14 protein-coding genes are annotated in these 19,792 nt (G+C 30.8%); 4 read left to right on the plus strand and 10 right to left on the minus strand.

The genetic code is table 11. The features are described 5' to 3' along the window. Nucleotides 1–75: 75 nt before the first annotated feature. A complete protein-coding gene (pbpC, locus tag LG649_RS01495; protein WP_317197643.1) occupies nucleotides 76–2,337 on the plus strand; it encodes a penicillin-binding protein 1C in 2,262 nt (753 codons plus the stop codon). 118 nt (nucleotides 2,338–2,455) lie between these two features. Continuing rightward, nucleotides 2,456–4,723 carry an aconitate hydratase gene (locus tag LG649_RS01500; RefSeq protein ID WP_226540177.1) on the plus strand — a complete coding sequence of 756 codons (2,268 nt, stop codon included), beginning with the start codon at nucleotides 2,456–2,458 and terminating at the stop codon, nucleotides 4,721–4,723. A 112-nt stretch (nucleotides 4,724–4,835) separates the two neighbouring features. Here LG649_RS01500 and LG649_RS01505 read toward each other — a convergent pair whose 3' ends face one another. Continuing rightward, entirely contained in the window at nucleotides 4,836–5,153 is a 318-nt protein-coding gene (locus LG649_RS01505) for a YtxH domain-containing protein (protein ID WP_226540181.1), read from the minus strand. Nucleotides 5,154–5,431: 278 nt separating this feature from the next. After that, a complete protein-coding gene (locus tag LG649_RS01510) occupies nucleotides 5,432–6,094 on the minus strand; it encodes a hypothetical protein (RefSeq protein WP_226540183.1) in 663 nt (220 codons plus the stop codon). Nucleotides 6,095–6,384: 290 nt separating this feature from the next. Here LG649_RS01510 and mazG point away from each other — a divergent pair, with 290 nt between their 5' ends. After that, on the plus strand, nucleotides 6,385–7,164 hold the full coding sequence (gene mazG / locus LG649_RS01515; RefSeq protein ID WP_226540185.1) for a nucleoside triphosphate pyrophosphohydrolase: 780 nt from the start codon (nucleotides 6,385–6,387) through the stop codon (nucleotides 7,162–7,164). A gap of 74 nt (nucleotides 7,165–7,238) precedes the next feature. On the opposite strand, the gene LG649_RS01520 is transcribed toward mazG, so the two are convergent. The 7 genes from LG649_RS01520 to LG649_RS01550 all read right to left on the minus strand — a co-directional run bounded on the left by LG649_RS01520 (nucleotide 7,239) and on the right by LG649_RS01550 (nucleotide 16,853). Next, on the minus strand, nucleotides 7,239–9,155 hold the full coding sequence (locus LG649_RS01520; protein WP_226540187.1) for a DUF349 domain-containing protein: 1,917 nt from the start codon (nucleotides 9,153–9,155) through the stop codon (nucleotides 7,239–7,241). 103 nt (nucleotides 9,156–9,258) lie between these two features. Continuing rightward, nucleotides 9,259–10,002: a shikimate dehydrogenase family protein gene (locus LG649_RS01525; RefSeq protein WP_226540189.1), complete on the minus strand. Its 744-nt coding sequence runs from the start codon at nucleotides 10,000–10,002 to the stop codon at nucleotides 9,259–9,261. Further along, on the minus strand, nucleotides 9,999–11,015 hold the full coding sequence (locus LG649_RS01530; RefSeq protein WP_226540191.1) for a DUF368 domain-containing protein: 1,017 nt from the start codon (nucleotides 11,013–11,015) through the stop codon (nucleotides 9,999–10,001). Before LG649_RS01530 ends, LG649_RS01525 begins: the two co-directional genes overlap by 4 nt. A 1-nt stretch (nucleotide 11,016) precedes the next feature. After that, nucleotides 11,017–11,934: a DUF368 domain-containing protein gene (locus LG649_RS01535; RefSeq protein ID WP_226540192.1), complete on the minus strand. Its 918-nt coding sequence runs from the start codon at nucleotides 11,932–11,934 to the stop codon at nucleotides 11,017–11,019. 52 nt (nucleotides 11,935–11,986) lie between these two features. After that, a complete protein-coding gene (locus LG649_RS01540) occupies nucleotides 11,987–13,375 on the minus strand; it encodes a tetratricopeptide repeat protein (RefSeq protein WP_226540193.1) in 1,389 nt (462 codons plus the stop codon). 161 nt (nucleotides 13,376–13,536) lie between these two features. Further along, nucleotides 13,537–14,718 carry an aspartate aminotransferase family protein gene (locus tag LG649_RS01545; RefSeq protein WP_226540194.1) on the minus strand — a complete coding sequence of 394 codons (1,182 nt, stop codon included), beginning with the start codon at nucleotides 14,716–14,718 and terminating at the stop codon, nucleotides 13,537–13,539. Nucleotides 14,719–14,720: 2 nt separating this feature from the next. Further along, entirely contained in the window at nucleotides 14,721–16,853 is a 2,133-nt protein-coding gene (locus LG649_RS01550) for an OstA-like protein (protein WP_226540196.1), read from the minus strand. Between the two features lie 248 nt (nucleotides 16,854–17,101). Between LG649_RS01550 and LG649_RS16365 the strand changes: the two genes are divergently transcribed. Next, nucleotides 17,102–18,826 carry a carbohydrate-binding protein gene (locus LG649_RS16365; protein ID WP_317197644.1) on the plus strand — a complete coding sequence of 575 codons (1,725 nt, stop codon included), beginning with the start codon at nucleotides 17,102–17,104 and terminating at the stop codon, nucleotides 18,824–18,826. Nucleotides 18,827–18,893: 67 nt separating this feature from the next. Here the strand turns inward: LG649_RS16365 and LG649_RS01565 are convergent, their stop codons facing one another. After that, nucleotides 18,894–19,787 carry a transglutaminase family protein gene (locus LG649_RS01565; protein ID WP_226540203.1) on the minus strand — a complete coding sequence of 298 codons (894 nt, stop codon included), beginning with the start codon at nucleotides 19,785–19,787 and terminating at the stop codon, nucleotides 18,894–18,896. Between the last annotated feature and the right edge of the window lie 5 nt (nucleotides 19,788–19,792).

Genomic DNA, 19,792 nt, shown 5'->3' on the forward strand with positions numbered 1-19,792 from the left:
TTTAAGTTTTTTTTATTAAAAAATAAATTTAAAGCGATTTTATTATTTGTTTTACTCGTATCGTATACATTTTGTTTGCCTAAGCAATTATTTAGTACACCAACAAGTACTATTGTTGAAAGTAAAGAAGGAGATTTATTAGGAGCTTTAATAGCAGATGATGGGCAATGGAGGTTTCCTCATTTAGATACAGTACCCTATAAATTTGAAAAATGTATAACTCTTTTTGAGGACGAGTATTTTTACAAGCATCCAGGTTTTAATCCAATATCAATATTCAAGGCTTTTAAAGCCAATATAAAAGCAAAAAAAGTAGTAAGAGGAGGCAGCACCATTACTCAACAAGTAATTCGTTTATCTCGTAAAAATAAATCGAGGTCTTATTTTGAAAAAATTATTGAAATAATTTTAGCAACACGTCTTGAGGTTAGACATACTAAAAAAGAGATATTAAACACCTATGTCTCTAATGCTCCATACGGTGGTAATGTAGTAGGTTTAGAGGCTGCTTCATGGCGTTATTTTAATACTTCGCCACATAAATTATCATGGGGCCAAAGCGCTTTATTAGCAGTTTTGCCAAATGCACCAAGTTTACTTTATCCTGGGAAAAACGCAGTATTGCTTAAAAATAAGAGAAACAAATTATTAAAAAAGTTATTAAAATTAAATGTAATTGATAGCATTACATATAGCTTATCAATTGAAGAAAACATACCAACTAAACCACAAAAGCTTCCACAATTAGCACCGCATTTATTGCAAAGTATAGCAAAAAAACAAAAGGGTAAGCGTATAAAAAGTTCAATAAGCAGTCATTTACAAGAATTAGCTTTACAAATTGTTAATAGGCATCATAAATTACAAGCTCAAAATGGGGTTAATAATATGGCAATTTTAATTTTAGATGTTAAAAATAAAAACGTATTAAGTTATATAGGAAATACAAATACATCAAAATTACACCAAAAAGATGTAGATATTGTGTTAGCCCCAAGAAGTACAGGTAGTGTTTTAAAACCATTTATGTATATGGCAATGTTAAATGCAGGACAGTTACTACCAGAAACCTTATTAGCAGATGTACCAACAACTATTGGAGATTATAAACCAGAAAATTTCACTTTAAACTATCTAGGGGCTGTATCTGCTAAAACAGCTCTTGCTAAATCGTTAAATATTCCTGCAGTTAGGATGTTACAAAAATACGGGACAGCAAAATTTTATGATGATTTGCAGCAATTAGGTTTATCAAACATAAATAAAGGTTCAGAACATTATGGGTTATCTATTATACTAGGGGGTAGCGAAGCTAATTTATGGAATATTTGCAATGCTTATTCCAATTTAGCAGGCACATTAAATAATTACAATATAAACTCAAGCCAATATTTTACTAAAGAATTTCAGAAATCTAATTTATTAGATAATTACAATATAAATTTAGGCGCGCTAGGTTTTGATAAAACAGTATTTAATGCGGGAAGTATTTATTTTGGATTTGAAGCTATGAAAGAACTAAACAGACCAGGTATAGATAATTCATGGAGATATTTTGAATCTGCTCAAGAAATAGCTTGGAAAACAGGAACTAGTTTTGGTAATAGAGATGCTTGGAGTATAGGTGTAACACCAGATTATGTAGTAGGGGTTTGGGTTGGTAATGCTGATGGAGAGGGAAGGCCAGGACTTACAGGGGTTTCGGCTGCCGCACCTGTAATGTTCGATTTATTTAATGTTTTGCCAAAATCGGAATGGTTTGAAGCACCGTTTGATGATTTGTTAGAAACCAGAATTTGTAACAAAAGTGGCCAATTAGCATCAGATATTTGTCCTTATAGCATAAAACAAATTCCTGCAAAAGGTATTGATACAGATATGTGTAATTATCATAAGTTAATTTACCTAAACAAAAGTAAAACATTAAGGGTAAATGCTTCATGCGAAAAATTAGATAACATGGTAAAAACATCTTTTTTCGTACTTCCGCCATTAATGGCTTGGTATTATAAAAATAACAATTCAGATTATAAATATTTACCTCCTTTAAAAGAAGGATGTAGTGGCGAAGCAACTCTAGTAATGGCATTTACCGAACCCTTAAATACAAACACGATAGTAGTACCTAAGGGCATCACAGGAGAAAAAAATAAGGTTATTTTTAAAATAGCTCATTCCAATTCTTCAGCTAAAGTATATTGGTATTTAGATGATTTGTTTTTAACAACAACTCAAAATTTTAATGAATTGGCTATAGATTTACATTTAGGACAAAATACCATTACTGTTATTGATAATAAAGGTAATACTCTAGTTAAAACGATTACTGTTAAATAAAAACATAATTATTTATACTCATTAAAAATAGAGAGTATTTTCCTTAAAAAAAAGTTATATTAAAATATATATCTGTGCTTTTTTTTAACTTTAGTCATAAACAAAAAATAACACATTTATGGCATTTGACATTGAAATGATAAAAGGTGTTTATTCAACAATGGCAGAGCGTGTAGATAAAGCACGCGAAGTAGTTGGTAAACCTTTAACATTATCAGAAAAAATATTATACAATCATTTATGGGATAAAACTCCTACTAAGGCATTTGTTAGAGGTAAAGATTACGTAGATTTTGCTCCAGATAGAATTGCATGCCAAGATGCAACAGCACAAATGGCATTACTGCAGTTTATGCAAGCGGGTAAACCTAAAGTAGCTGTGCCAACAACAGTACATTGCGATCACTTAATACAAGCAAAAGAAGGAGCAGCTAAAGATTTAAAACAGGCTAACAGTGTAAGTAGTGAAGTTTTTAACTTTTTAGAGTCAGTTTCAAATAAATACGGAATTGGTTTCTGGAAACCAGGAGCAGGAATTATACATCAAGTAGTTTTAGAAAATTATGCATTTCCAGGAGGCATGATGATTGGTACAGATTCTCACACAGTTAATGCTGGTGGTTTAGGTATGGTTGCTATTGGAGTTGGTGGGGCAGATGCAGTTGATGTAATGGCAGGTATGGCTTGGGAACTTAAATTCCCAAAACTTATTGGTGTAAAATTAACAGGAAAATTATCAGGTTGGACAGCGCCAAAAGATGTCATTTTAAAAGTAGCTGAAATATTAACTGTAAAAGGAGGAACTGGAGCAATTGTAGAATATTTTGGTCCAGGAGCTACAAGTATGTCTTGTACAGGTAAGGGTACTATTTGTAATATGGGAGCAGAAATAGGAGCAACCACTTCAACTTTTGGTTACGACGAATCTATGGAGCGCTATTTAAAAGCAACCGATAGAGTAGATGTAGCAGAAGCGGCTAATAAAGTAAAAGATTATTTAACTGCCGATCCTGAAGTTTATGCAAACCCAGAGCAGTATTTCGATCAAGTTATTGAAATTAATCTGTCAGAATTAACCCCATTATTAAATGGTCCGTTTACACCAGATCTTTCAACGCCAGCAGGTAGCGAAATGACTAAAAAAGCCACAGATAACGATTGGCCATTAAAAGTAGAATGGGGATTAATAGGTTCTTGTACAAACTCATCTTATGAAGATTTGTCTAGAGCTTCATCTATAGCACAACAGGCCTTAGATAAAAAATTAAAAACCAAAGCAGAATTTGGTATTAATCCAGGTTCCGAGCAAGTACGTTATACAGCAGAGCGTGATGGTATTTTAAAGGTTTTTGAAGATTTAGATGCTACAATATTTACTAATGCTTGCGGACCATGTATTGGTCAGTGGGCGCGTTATTCCGATCCTAAAAATGCACCAAAAAATAGTATAGTGCATTCATTTAACAGAAACTTTGCTAAACGAGCCGATGGTAACCCTAACACACATGCCTTTGTTGCATCTCCAGAATTAACTGCTGCAATTGCCATTTCAGGTAAGTTAGATTTTAACCCGTTAACAGATAAGTTAATTAACGAAGATGGTGAAGAGGTTATGTTTGATGAGCCAACAGGATGGGAGTTACCTCCAAAAGGCTTCGAGGTTAAAGAAAACGGTTATTTAGCACCAAAAGAAGATGGTAGTAATGTTGATGTTGTTGTAGCTTCAGATTCTGAAAGACTTCAATTACTTACACCTTTTGAACCTTTAGGAGACTCTATAACAGGAGCCAAACTATTAATAAAAGCCTTTGGTAAATGTACAACCGACCATATTAGTATGGCTGGACCTTGGTTACGTTTCCGTGGACATTTAGATAATATCGCAAATAACACTTTAATAGGTGCAGTAAACGCTTTTAATAAAAAAACAAACTTTGTTAAAAACCAATTAACAGGAGATTATGGTGGTGTGCCAGATGTACAACGTGCTTACAAAGCAGAAGGTATTAAAACTGTAGTAGTTGGCGACCATAATTATGGCGAAGGTTCTTCTAGAGAGCACGCTGCTATGCAACCACGCCATTTAGGTGTTGCCGCTGTAATTGTAAAATCATTTGCACGTATACACGAAACAAACCTAAAAAAACAAGGTATGCTTGGGTTAACTTTCGATAATGAAAGTGATTACGATTTAATTCAAGAAGATGATACATTTAACTTTTTAGATTTAAATGAGTTTGCACCAGATAAGCAATTAACCCTAGAGGTTGTTCATGCCGATGGCAGTAAAGACACTATTAAATTAAATCATACTTATAACGAAGCCCAAATAGATTGGTATAAAGAGGGGTCTGCTTTGAATTTAATAAAAAAGCAAAATGCTTAATATTTAAAAAGTAAATACCACAGTAATAAAAAAATCCAACATTTTAAGTTGGATTTTTTTATTTTCATTTACCCTTGAATTAACTTCAGTGTAAACTTAAAATAGTTTTTAGCTAGTTATGCTGTAAATTTCTGTTTTTTTCTTTTAGAATAGCTAATTGTTTTTCTAAAAAAGTAATAGCGTCTTCAGTTTTGTAACTAGCCTTTTTTGCAAAACCTTTTAAATCTTCCTTAAATTTATCTTTTCCAGAAGCTGCAGCTTTACTTAAATCTTCGGTAACTTCGGTAAAATCTTCAGTAATTTTATCCTTAATGTTGCCGCCTTCTTTCTTTAATTTATCTCTGGTAATTTTACCTTTATCTGGAGCCAGTAAAACACCCAAACCAGCACCAATAAGTGTTCCTAAAATTAATGTTCCTTTGCTAATCATTTTTATTTTTCTTTTAAATTAAACTTGTTTTAATTGTTAGTAATAAAAACTACTAAAATGTTACAAACAAATTAAATGCCAAATACTTAAAATTACATAATGCCTATTATTTAGTCGTTTCACAATTTTTTAGTAGAATAAAAACTTAAAGAACAAGAAGTAAATTTATATTATTTTATCAAGCTAATTATAGTGTAAAAAATTGTGACGGGCTTTACACTATATCTTTTTCTCGCCTCAAAAAAGGATGCCGTTTCAATCCCTAACGCGGTGTAAAGTTATCTAAGCTGGTAAATTGTAAAAAATGATTCTGTAGAATTGCCAAGTAAATTAACTGTTGCTAATGTTGAAGATACTTTAAATGTTATTTCATCTCCAGCCAACAAATCTGTAATAGTAGATGTAGTTCTAAAAGGAGAAGAAACATTTACGGCACTTACTGCAATACTTAGAAACTCTTCTTCAGCTATTTTTACACCATTTTTGTAAATACCAATACCAAAATTTGTACTAAGTGTAATTAACGAGCTAATTTTAATTTGTGCACTTATAGCAAAAATTCCATCTTGTTTAGCTGTAAAAACATGAGTTGTAGTATCAAACTCGTTGTTATTATCTATAGTTTCTGTATCATATTTAATAGTTTCAGGAGCGCTTAATAAAATGGCGTGTGCTATACTACCGCCGCCACTCATAGAGGCTTTAACCATTGTGGGTAAAGTGGCATTTAAAATAGTAGTAGCCTTGGTTCTGTTTATCATACCATCCTGAGATATTACTAAAATAGAATCACGAACTACCTGTTGGTTAGTTTCTAAAATTGTTGTATCTACCTTTAAATTACCATTAACATCTAAAGTGGCCATAGGTGTAGTTGTGCCAATACCTACTTGAGCAAATATGGTATGTGTAAAAAACAGTAAGATATATCTTATTTTCATACAGTAAAATTTTTTCTTGTTAATGAAAGAATTATTTTACTAATATAGGTAAAAAGTTGTTTTTAAAATATTTATATATTAAAATTTCGTTTAAATGATTTTATGTTTTTTAATAAATTGATGTTTTATTAAATAAAGCATTGTCTAAAATTTATTAATATTATAATAAAGGCAAATTATATCTTATTATATTTAAATAAATTGAATCCATAAATTTTTATAAGAATATTAATATTAGTTTTGCTGAAATATTAATTCTCTTCATCTAAGCATTAAACTTCAAGTAACCTATGAATTCTAGAGAAAACCAATTAAAAGCCTTCGACCGATTATTAACCATTATGGATGAATTAAGAGAACAATGCCCATGGGATAAAAAACAAACCATGGAGACACTCAGGCATTTAACTATTGAGGAAACTTACGAATTAGGAGACGCTATTTTAGATAATGATTTAGATGAGGTTAAAAAAGAATTAGGCGATGTATTATTACATATTGTATTTTACTCTAAAATTGGAAGCGAGACAAAAGATTTTGATATAGCAGATGTTTGTAACTCTATTTGCGATAAGTTAATACACCGACATCCGCACATTTATGGTGATGTAAAAGTTGAAAATGAAGAAGATGTAAAGCGTAATTGGGAAAATTTGAAATTAAAGGAAGGTAAAAAAAGCGTTTTAGAGGGCGTACCAAAAAGTTTACCAGCTTTGGTAAAAGCCAACAGAATTCAAGATAAAGTTGCTGGTGTAGGTTTTGATTGGGAAAAACCAGAACAAGTTTGGGAAAAAGTAGAGGAGGAGCTTACAGAATTTAAAGTTGAGGTAAATTCTGGAAATAAAGAAGCTATGGAAAGTGAATTTGGAGATGTTTTATTTTCTATGGTTAATTATGCCCGATTTTTAAAAATTAATCCTGAAAATGCCCTGGAGCGTACCAATAAAAAATTCTCTGGAAGATTTAAATATTTAGAGGAAAAAGCTAAAGCTTTAAATAAAAGCTTAAAAGATATGACACTTGCAGAAATGAATGTGTTTTGGGAAGAAGCTAAACTTAATAATTATTAATTTATAAAAAATAACCTCGATAAATAAACTAATATTCATCGAGGTCATTTAATTAACACAATTAATAATTACTTTTAATACAATTCTTTAATTTTACTAAGCTTAGTTTTCCAAAGATTTAACGATTCTTTGTGTGCTTTAATATTGTTTTTAACTTCCTTTACTAAAGGATTATCATCATCTACATTAGTAAAAAATTGAAGGTTATTTTCAAGTTGATTTATTTGAGCTTTAACTTCATCTATTTTTTTACGAATAAATGCACGTTCGTTATCTAAGTCTCTATTATCATCTGATGCAGCAGATAAAGTATCAAGTTTATTTTCAAACTTAATCATTTCAACTTCATTTTTTTCCATATCTAATCCGGAAAGTAATTCATCAATAGTTTTTTGGAATTTGCCTTCAATGTAACGTTTATCATTAGGTACCCTACCAATGGTTTGCCATTCGGCAATTTTTTCTTTTATAGTGGCAATTTTTTCGTCTTTGGTTCCGCTTAATTTTATATCCTTAAGGGTTGATAAAAATGCATTTTTTTTATTGTACGCTTCAACAAACTCTTTATTTGCAGCATTTTTGGTAGCATGAAGCTTATCAAAATAAAAATTACAAGCGGCTTTGAAGCGTTTCCATATTTTGTCGCTATCTTTTCTTGGTACATGCCCAATTTTTTTCCAATCGCTCTGGATTTTTTTCATTAGTGGTGTGGTCACCTCAAAATCGTCACTATCCTTATTATCTTCAGCTATTTGTACTAAATCTAGCTTTTTTTGTAAATTGCTATATTGCTCTTTTTTAAGGCCTTTGTAGTATGCATTCTTTTTACGATTAAAAGTTCTAACTGCTTCTTTAAATTTAGCCCAAGTTTCCTCGTTAACCTTTAAAGGAACTTTTCCTGCGTTAAAAAATGCTTCTCGAAGCGCTTCAATTTCTTTTATTTTTTTCTGCCATGCACCATGCGAAGTAATTTGTTGTTGGTGTATAGTATTTATACTTTCTATAATTTCAAGTTTTTTCTCTAAATTTTTCTCGTATACTTTATCTATTTCTTTGTAATAGATTTGACGTTTATCGTTTATAGTTTTTGTAGCTGCCTTAAAACGTTCCCAAATATCTTCACGGTATTCTTTAGCAACAGGCCCAAGTTCTTCTTTCCACATTTTATGAAGTTCTTGTAATTCCCTAAAAGCTGTTAAAACATCATCTTTTTTAGCAAGTTCTTCTGCGCGTTCTATTATTAATAGTTTTTTCTCGAGATTATGTTTAAAATCTAAGTCGCGTAAGTCTCGGTTTAAATGCAGAAAATCGTAAAATATTTCTACTTGGTGGTGGTAGCTATTCCATGCATTATTATATTTATCTCTAGGAATAGGCCCTGTGTTTCTCCAGCGTTCTTGTAATTCTTTAAAATGTTTATAGGTATTATTTATGTTTTCTTCAACATTTATTAAGCCTTTTAATTCCTCAATTATTTCGAGTTTTTGCGCTAAGTTTTGTTTAAGATTTTTTTCAATATTCTGGTAATGTTCATTTAATTTTTGGCGATATTCTTTGTATGCGGTTTTAAATCGTTTATGAACAGGTGAAGAATAATAAAAATCTATTTCGTTACCCCCATCGTTTAAAAACTCTTCCTTTTTTTCTTCTAGGAGCGCTTCAAATTTGCTTTTAAACTCTGTATTTATGCTATTAACATGCGAACGTATTGCCTGTGTTTTTTCATTTTTAACTAGCTTTTCTAGCTCTATAGCTAGAGCTTCTAGCGACATGGTATCGTAGGCTTTTACTTCAATAGTATGTCTGTCTTTATTACCTTCGTCTTCTGCATCTTCTGCATTAGACTCTTCAATTTCATTTAAAACATCATCATGTTCAGATGTTTCGTTTGTAGCTTCTTGCTCATTGTTAGGGTTGGTTTCAGAAGATATTTCATTAGAATTAGTGTTTTCTAATTCTTCAGATTGAGATGTATTCTTTTCGTCAGACATTTTTTAAATGTTAGGGTTCTTACTTAGGTTCAATTGAGATAAAGATAGTAACAACCTTGTTATTTACAAAAAAGCAAGTAACTTTTAATTAATTTGATTATGTTTATTTAGCTAAGCCCCATATTTCCCAAGACTTTTCGGCTTGTAATTCTAGCATTTTAGAACCATTTACAGTTGTAGCTTCTTTATCGTTACCGTGTTTTAAGAATTTAGTTATTTCTGGATTGTAAATTAAATCGAAAAGTATGTGATGTTTTGTTATGCCTTCGTAAGGTATATTTGGGCAAACATTTACATCTGGAAATGTACCTAAAGGTGTACAGTTAACTATAATTTTGTGTTGTTGTATTATACTTGGCGTTAATGTTTCGTATGTATAAGTTACACCTTTAGATTTTGTTCTGGAGACATAATGATATGGAATATCAAGTTGACTTAACGCGTAGGCAATGGCTTTGCTAGCCCCACCAGTTCCTAAAATTAAAGCGCTCATATGGTATGGTTTAATATATGGTTCTATAGATTTTAAAAACCCATAATAATCTGTATTATAACCAACTAAATTACCTGTTTTTGTTACTTTTATAGTATTTACAGCACCAATTGCTTTGGCCTTTTTCTTTATTTTGTTAAGGTAAGGCATTACTTCTTGCTTGTATGGTATTGTAACATTTAAGCCTTTTAGGCCTTTAGTATTTTTTATTATTTCAGGAAAATGTTTAATATCAGTAATATCATAATTATCGTAAACTATGTTGTTAATACCTTCTTTCTGAAATTTTTCTTTAAAATATGCGCGAGAGAAGGAATATGATATGTTTTTTCCTAATAACCCTAATTTTTTCATTTTGGTTGTCTTGTTTTTTGTCCGTACCAATCTAAACTCAAAACTATAAAAATGCCTAAGAAAATATAGGCGATAGCTATATATGTTTCTGTTTCTAAATACGGTATATATCTTTTATAAAATTCAATAATCTTTTCACCGGAACTATCATGAATAAAATTGCCTTCATGGTTTAGTTTGTATATGGTTTTTTTCCAGGGCCAAACAACGCCTAATGAACCAATAATAAAGCCTAAAATAGTGGCAACTGTAATATTTTTGTAATGTTTAAGAATATAGCTTAACAAATGTGAGAAGGTAACTAAACCAGTAATAGAGCCAAGTGTAAATACACCTAAAACTTTTAGTAGCTTAATGCGCTCGTTGTTTTGTATAAAACTAAAATTTCCTTTAAAAATTTCGGTAAAAGTATTGTATAATGCATTAACAGAATCTACAAGTAACAATACATAATTGCCTAATAAAATAAGTATGAAAGATCCTGAAAACCCAGGTAAGGTCATTCCAGAAACACTTATAATACCACAAAAAAACACAAACCAAAGGTTATCATTTTCTTTGGCAGGACTTAAAAAACTTACGCTTAATCCTGCTATTATGCCTATGCTTAAAGCAATTATTGTTTGGTAGTTCCAAGCTTTAAAATCTTTACTTACACTATAAATAGAGCCTAAAATCATTCCGAAAAATACACTCCAAACATATAGCTCATAATGTATAATTAAGTAATCGAGTGCTTTAGAAATACTGAAATAACTTATGAGCATTCCTAAAAAAAGTAGGCTTAAAAATTTGCCATTTATATATTTATAAAAACTTTTAAAACGGCCGTTTAAAAGAAGTTTAAAAGCATTTTTATTTACTTTTTTTAATGAATAAATAAACTCTTCATAAAAACCAGCAACAAACGCAACAACACCACCAGAAACACCAGGCACTTTATTTGCAGCACCCATGCCTAAACCCTTTAACACAAGGAAAATTTTATCGGTAAGTGTTCGGGTGCTTTCCATTTTATTTTTTTGAGCCTAGTTTTTCTAATAGAAAAATAGTTAAAAAACCTAACATCATTAATATAATAGCAAAAACTAATTGATGATTTCCTTCAAAAGAAAAAGGAGAAATACTTTCCTGAAGTACAGGGACATCAATACCTTTAGAGTTGGTATGCCATGTTAAAGTTTTTTTCCACGGCCAAACTTTATTTAATGAGCCTAAAATAAAACCAGTTAAAGCAGCTAAAGTTAAATTATGGTAGTTTTTAAATAGCCATTTAAGCACATGACTAAAACTTAATAAACCTATTATTGCTCCCGATACAAAAATTAGTATTTTTTTTATATCAAGGTAATGAATAGCATTGCTTAAAGTTTGATAAGCACCTAAAATTATTAAGATAAAAGAACCAGAAATGCCGGGTAATATCATTGCACAAATAGCAATGGCTCCAGCAAAAAATAAAAACCAAGAACTCTCATTATTACCTAGCGCTGGTGATTTACTAATGTAAAAGGCGATAATTGCACCAATGAGTAATGTAATTATTGTAGCTACATTCCATTTTGTAATTTGCTTGCCAACAAAGTAAATACTTGCTACTATTAAGCCAAAAAAGAACGACCAAATTAAAATTGGGTGGTACTCTAAAAGGTATTTGGCTAGTTTCATAAAAGATATAAAACTAATAACTATTCCTGTAAGTAATGCTAAAAGGAAATTACCATTTAATTCTTTCCAAAAACATGAAAATCCATCCTTAAATAAATTTTTGAAGAGAGATAAATTTATGTTACTTATGGAGCTGATTAACTCTTCATAGATACCAGAAATAAAGGCAATAGTTCCGCCTGAGACACCAGGTACTGCATCTGCAGCTCCCATGGCTAAACCTTTTAAGGAAATAATAAAATAATCTTTAATACTTCGTTGCATACTTGACTTTTTTTGTTAAAATCAAAGGTATACATTTTAATTAAATGATTTATTAAAGATTTGTTTTTAGAATATTTTTTACTAGAATTTTATTGGCAACTTCTGGGAAAAGTTCTTCAATTATAAAAGCGTAATCTTCGTTATGTTTTAAACCATTTTTTAAATGAAAAACACCTTTATTATTTTCATTTAATGAAAAATATAATCCAGCTAATCTGTAATCTAATTCAGCATTATCAGGGTAAAAATCTACAGCTTGCTCGAAGTTATAAATTGCGGCTTCGGGTTCGCCTAGCTTAATTAGCAAATCGCCTCTGGAAAGCCAAGTATTTAGTTCATAATTACCAAGCTCTAAAGTTTTTTTAAAACCTTTTTCTGCCTCTTCATAAAATTTGAGACGTTGGTTAATTTGTGAATACAATTTCCAAACAGTCGCATTTTCAGAGTTTATATGAATGGCAGATTTTATATAAGACAAAGCTTTGTTATAATCTTTTTTCTTGTAAAAAAAACGTGTTAAGGCTATCCAACCTTTTTCTAATGAAGGGTCTTCTCTGGTAACTTTAGTATAGAATTGAAGTGCCAAGTCGTTCTTTTTTAATTTTTCGTAGCAATTACCAATGCGTAATAGTGCAAATGCAGATGGATCGTCTAAAGAAAGTGTTATGGTATAACTTTCAATGGCATCTTGGTAGCGTTTTAATTTTTCTAAAACTTTGCCACGTTCTAGATAGGCACCAACAAAAGTGTCATCAGAAATTATAGCAAAATCGAATGCAGCCAAAGCTTTTTTGTAATCTTTTAAAACTAAATATTGTTTGCCTAATTGATGCCATGCTACTTCGCAATAAGGGTTAGAATCTAAAAAAATATTTAAATACGATATGGCATCTTCGTGTTGATTTAAGAACTCGAAGCAGTAAATTATATTGTATAAAGAAGAAAAATCGGTTTGATCTTCTTCAATACATTTCATAAAATATGTTTTTGCATCTTCATATTCATCTAAAAATAAATATTCCATTCCTATTAAGGAGTATAAATCTACTGCGTCATCAGTTAAATTAATAGCTTTTTTTAATACGTTTATAGCCTGAAGATGATCGTCTCGTTTAGAAAAAATATTTGCTTTTTGAATGTAAATTTCCTCGTTATTAGGATCTAGTAAATGAAGTTCGTTTAACATGTCGTCTGCTTCATCTAACTTATCCTCAAAAACCATAACCTCTACCTTAAAAAGTTTTAGGTTTACCGAGCTAGGGTGTTGGTCTAAACTAAGTTTAATAGCTTTTTTAGCTAATGCAATTTTACCTTGATTTAGATAATGGTGTATTATGTTTTCAAATTCTTCAGAATCAAAAAATAAAACATGATTGGTTTTAAGCATTAATTCAAATTTGGTAAGTGGTAAGTTATTGTTGTCTTCCGAACTAAACTTCATAAGCAAATTGGTAATTTGTTCTGTAATAAAATTAAATTCTATTTTGCTATTTAAACAATAAAGTAAGAAATGTTTTTAACAAAGTAATCAACAACTTTGAAAAAATAGTAAATAAATATATTATTGATAGTGTGTAGACTTATAATTTTTATATAGGAAAATTATGACTCTATTTTGTTTAAAATTGATAATATAATTTTACAACCTTGCTCTATTTCCGGTCTAGAAATAGTTAAAGGGGGGGTAATTCTAACAGCTTTTGGTTCAAATAATAACCAAAAAAGTATTAATCCTTTTTCTTTACATTTAAGAATTAATTGATTTGTTATTTCAGGAGTTGGCATAATTAAGGCTAACATGAGCCCAATACCACGAATTTCTTTTATTAACGGATGAATTAATAGTTTTCTAAATAATTTTTCTTTTTCTAAAGTTTCATTAATTAAGTTGGTTTCTGTGATTTCTTTTAAAGTAGCTAGAGCAGAAGCTGCAATTACTGGGTGACCACCAAAGGTTGTAATATGACCTAGTTTTGGGTTGTCTTGTAATAGAAGCATAAGTTCTTTTGAAGCTGTAAATGCACCAATAGGCATGCCGCCACCTAATGCTTTACCTGTTACTAAAATATCTGGAATGCAGCTGTAGTGTTCAAAACCAAATAGTTTACCTGTTCTGCCAAACCCTGGTTGAATTTCATCTAAAATTAGCAGAGCATCTACTTCAGAACATCTTTTTTTAACGGCTTTCAAATAATTGTTTTTAGGAACTATAAATCCTGCACCTCCTTGTATGGTTTCTAAAATTACACAGGCAGTTTTTGTTGTAATTTTATTTAGGTCATCTAAATTATTGAATTCAATAAAATTAATATTTGGCAAAAGTGGTCTGAAGGCTTGTTTACGTTCCTCATATCCCATAACACTCATAGAGCCCATTGTATTACCATGATAAGCGTTTTTGGCCGATATGATTTCACTTCTACCAGTGGCGCGTTTTGCAAGTTTTAAAGCACCTTCAATAGCTTCTGTTCCTGAATTAGTTAAATAGGTTTGTTCTAATGGTTCTGGAAGATTTTGGGCTAATAATTTTGAAAGCTCAACTGATGGTTTTTGTACATATTCACCATAAACCATTACATGCATGTATTTATCTAATTGATTTTTTATTGCATGAATTATTTTAGGATGATTATGTCCTAGAGGTGTAGCCGAAACTCCCGCAACAAAATCTAGATGCGCATTATTCTCAATATCGTAAATATAGGAACCTTTGGCATGTGAAATTTCTAAACCTAATGGATGTGGTGAGGTTTGAGCTTGGTATTTTAGGAAGTTTTGTTTCAATGTTAGTCTTTTATTTTTATGAGAGAAGCTCCCCAAACATGTACTTCTTCAGGAGGGTTAATAGACCCAATGAGGAATTTGACATCAGATAGTTCATCTAAATTTCCTTCTAAAGTATAATTAACCCAATTATTTGTAAGATTTATAATTTGATTATTAAGATCTTTAAAAGATTTTTGATGAATATTTTTAACTTTAAACCTAAAGATTATTTTTCCTTTACCTTTTAACCATACAGAAGCTTTTAATTGTCCTTTTTGTTTAAGCACATTTTGAAAAATTAATGCGTTTTTTGGAGCTTTATTAAATAATTTATGAGCATCTTTAGTATTATTTGGCGCTATTATGTAATTAGGCATGATTACAAGATTTTTTTTAAACCACGATTTATTTTTTAAATCATTAGAAAATTTTAGTAAATTCTCGTCTTTTTTTATTATAAATTGAGAAGGCGACATTTTCCCAGCCATTTCAATACGTTCAAGCATATCTTCGTTAAAAAAGGCATCTTGCGGAACATAATCTTCTAAGCCTTTAATGGTTGCTAATTCGAAAGGAGGATCGTCTTTAAACAAATCTTCAACACTCAATGGGCGTTCGTCTTCTCTCCAACCAAAATCTTTTAAAATACGTTCTTTTTCAGGAGATTTAGATTCTGGGCTTAAAGTTCCATCCACTTGATTAAATCTCGTGTACTCTTCAATATCGCCATTTTCAAAAAGCATGGTTATACTTCCTGATTTTGCTTTATCAATACCAATAAGTTCTTGTTGGTCGTCTCTAGCCCAAATAATAGACTCTGCATTTTTTGTAATATCTACTTGGCGCAATTGATTTTCTTCATTAAATAAACCAACTAGACTTAAACCTTTAATTTGATTGTATCCTGTTTTACTTATTGTATCTTGACTTATAACAAACGCGTTGTTAAATACTAATAAAGAATCAAGTTTTTCGGTTTTTGTATTCGATATTAGATGAATGGTATCGCCTGTCATTTGGTTTTCATAATTCCATAAAATAGGTTTTCTTTTCACCGAAAACTTATCCGTTGCTCCTAACTTCGAAATATTAATTAATTTGGTTATACCGGTTTTTTGATTTGAATAAATAGAGTCAGCCTTCCCACTTATATCGGTTTTATAAATTTTTGCGTTATAATAAGCATTAACTATACGGTTTTCGGGCTTACCGGTTACCATTATTTTGTCGGCATGCATATAAATAGAATCGTTTTCTTGTACGGTAATGGCTAAAGCACGTTTGGTAATAAAAACAGAATCTTTGGCTTTATAAACTTCGGCATAATGACCTTTAATTATACTATTGTTTAGGGTGTCTGTTACCTTAATATTGTTGGTGGCCGATGCAAAGTTTTTATTATTATCAAAATATAAACTATCACCTTCAATAATTCGATTGTCATAATATATTTTTGAATTTTTTACAGCATACCCCAGTTTATTTTCTGTATCATAGAAACCTTTCTCACAATAGGTTTTACTTTCTGGAGAGGTTATAGTTGACGGTCCAAAAAGATAGGCATGACCTGTATCAGAATAAAAATCGAAAAAATTAGAGTTAATAGTTGTGCTATCATTTATTAAAACTACATCTTCTACAAATTGGTATTTTTTCATATTCATAAAATACCTACCAATTTTACTTGTAATTGTTCCAGAAGAATCTTTAACAACCGTACCGCCTTGTTTGTAAAAAGCTTGCTGATTCAATTTGTCATAATATAAAGTATCTGAAGTAATGGTTGAGTTTGGGTCTTTTAAAACAACATCACCATGTGCAAAAGCTAATTCAGTAAATCCACTATATTCAATATATTTTGAAGTCATATTTATAGTGTCGCCTTGTATTAACTTTACATTTCCATAAGCTTCAATAAAATCTTCTTTACCATAATGTATAGCTTTATCGCACCATAAAATTGCTCCTTGGTGATGTACCTGAACCTGTTGAGAATCATCACGAGTTAATATTTTTGCACCAGGAAAATTAGCTTCATCAATGGTTAATTTACCTGCATATTCTATTTCAATTTTCTTTTTTTCTTGAGCAGATACTGATAAATTAGAAAAAATGTTTAACAGTATTATATAAACTATAATTGATTGTTTCATTTAAATAAATAAAAGTTCATGCAAAAATAACGATAATTATAATGCTTTTATTTTTTAATTAAAAATACTATTGTAAAGATTGCTTATTTTATAAAATGAATAAAATTGAATATTTTTTAGCTTAAAATATGTTATTAGTAATTTTCCTGTTAATATTTTGTTAACTACTTAATTTGATGTACTTTTGGTAAACCAATCTGGGAAACCAATTTTCTGGATAAAATATTAATAAACTAAACTAAATTAACATGAAAAATTATTTTAAACCTTTAGCCATGGGGCTTTTGGTAGTATTTAGCAATTGTGCAACAGATGAGTTAGATTCAGAACTTGTAGAAACCAATCCAACATCAACAGCGTTATCAGCTAATTTAAATTCAATTATTCAAGCCGAAGCTTACAGTTCACAAAGTGGAGTTCAAATTGCAGGAAGTGGTTCTCGAGTAGGTTACATTAATAATGGTGACTGGATTCGTTTTGACGATTTTGATTATTCAGGAGCTAGCTCAGTAAGTATTCAAGCCTCAAGTGGTAATAGTGGAGGTATTATAGAATTTAGAGCTGGAAGTCCTACAGGTGGAGATTTGTTGGGTACGGTTTCTGTATCAAATACAGGAGGTTGGGCAAATATGCAAACTTTTACGGGTAGTTTAAATGACGATTCTACCAATTCTGATTTATATGTCGTTTTTACTGGTAGTTCGGGCTATTTATTGGATATAGATAGTTTTACTTTAAGTGGCAATTCAAGTTCCAGCTCAACAAACTTAGCGTTAGAAGGAACTGCAGAACAATCATCTACAGGTTATGGTGGCGTTGCTTCTCGAGCAATTGATGGAAATACCAGTGGAGTTTGGAATCAAAATAGTGTAACACACAGTGCTACAAACGAATATCAATCTTGGTGGCAAGTGCGTTTGGCTAACGATACCAATATTGAAGAAATTGTAATTTGGAACCGTACAAACTGTTGCATGGATAGGTTAAGTAATTTTGATGTATTTGTTTATAACGTAGCAGGAAACCAAGTATATAAAACTACAATAACAGAAACACCAACCCCATCTGTAACCATTAACACAGGAGGTGTATTTGGTAACAGAGTTCGTGTTAAATTAAAAGACAGCCAACCATTATCTTTAGCAGAGGTACAAGTATTTGGAGAAAGTACAGGAGAACCAGTTGATCCGGTTGATCCCGTTGACACACCAACAGGTTCAAACCCATGGGATTTCTTTGAAAATTGTAATCAATGGAAAATTACTTGGGTAGATGGTTCAGAGCAAAAACAATTATGTTCTCAAGGTGAGGTTACTGGACAATATGAGGTTAGCGATAACCAAGATGCATTAATATTTTCTGTTTATTTAGATGGTGGTGAATTAGGAACTACTTCAGATCAAACTGGGTATTCCAGATCAGAATTAAGAGAACGCGAAGAGGATGGAAGCAGTGACGTTTATTGGACTACAGACGGCGATCATGCCTTATACATACAACAAGCTATTACGCATTTACCAATTAATAAATCGCATTTAGTTGCAGGGCAAATTCACGGTAATAAATCTGAAGGAATTGATGATTCTATGGTTGTAAGATTAGAAGATGATCATCTATTTTTAAGTTTTAATGGTGGAGATTTAAGAGAAGATTTAACTATTAAAAGAGGATATACTCTGGGAACTAAATTTGAGGTTATTTTCAGGATAATTGATGGAAAACATTATTGTTATTACAGTGAAGATGGTAATTTAAGAACAGCCTATAACAATGGTAATGCTAATAATTATTTGTTATCTGATGGTGGCAATACAGTACTTATGGATATTGATTATGACGATGTATATTTTAAAGTTGGTAATTACACACAATCAAACGAAAGTACTGAGGAAGAGTATTTTGGGAGAAGCGATAACTATGGCGAAGTTTATGTTTATGCATTTAATGTAAATCATAAAGGTGAATCTATATAATTAACGTTAAATAACAATAATAAATTAAAAAGCTATCAAATTAATTTGATGGCTTTTTTTTATAAATTTAATTAGCCGGTCTTAAATCTACAGATACATGCAGTTTATTTTGTCCGGTACTGTAAATTACGCCTTTTAAAGGAGGTACATCATAATAATCTCGACCATGAGCAACAACTAAGTGTTGGTTTTTAGGTATTTGGTCGTTTGTGGGGTCAAAATCTACCCAACCAAAATTAGGAATATAAACAGAAAACCAAGCATGAGAAGCATCGCTACCAATTAGTTTTTCTTTGCCTGGTGGCGGCAAGGTTTCTATATAGCCGCTAACATATCTTGCAGGTAAACCCACAGATCTTACACAAGCAATAGCAATTTGAGCAAAATCTTGGCAAACACCTTTTTTCTTTTTAATTACATCTTGTATTGGAGTGGCAACGTTAGTAGCTGTTGTATTGAACTCAAAATCCGTAAAAATACGATGCATTAGTTCGTATGTTGCTTCAAAAACAGATCTATTTGGTTTAAATGAAACCTCTGCGTAAGCTTTAATTGCAGGTGTAATTTTTGCAATTAAAACAGATTCTAAGATAAATTGTTTTACTGAAATTAATTCTGGTAATGTTTGTTTAAAATAGTTTAAACAATCTGTTAGCGTAATTCCTTTTGCAGGAATATTATCATCTATATTAGGTGCAGCCGTGTAATCTCTTAATATTTTACTTGTGGCAGTAACTTTTAATTCTTTATGATATTTTTGAATTGAAAAACGCGTAATATTATTTCCAAAAAAATCTAACTTATTACTAATTTCTGCGGGTGTAGGCGAAATTTCTAAACTATAATCTAATAATGTTTGTCCTAAAAAGTTTTTAGGTTTAAGTGTAGCCAAATTGTGGCAAAATGTAACACCATATTCGTAATTATAACTTGTAATATGTGATAATTGATATGTAGTCATTATTA

This window comes from Neotamlana laminarinivorans (assembly GCF_020523925.1).
GTDB classification, from domain to species: domain Bacteria; phylum Bacteroidota; class Bacteroidia; order Flavobacteriales; family Flavobacteriaceae; genus Neotamlana; species Neotamlana laminarinivorans.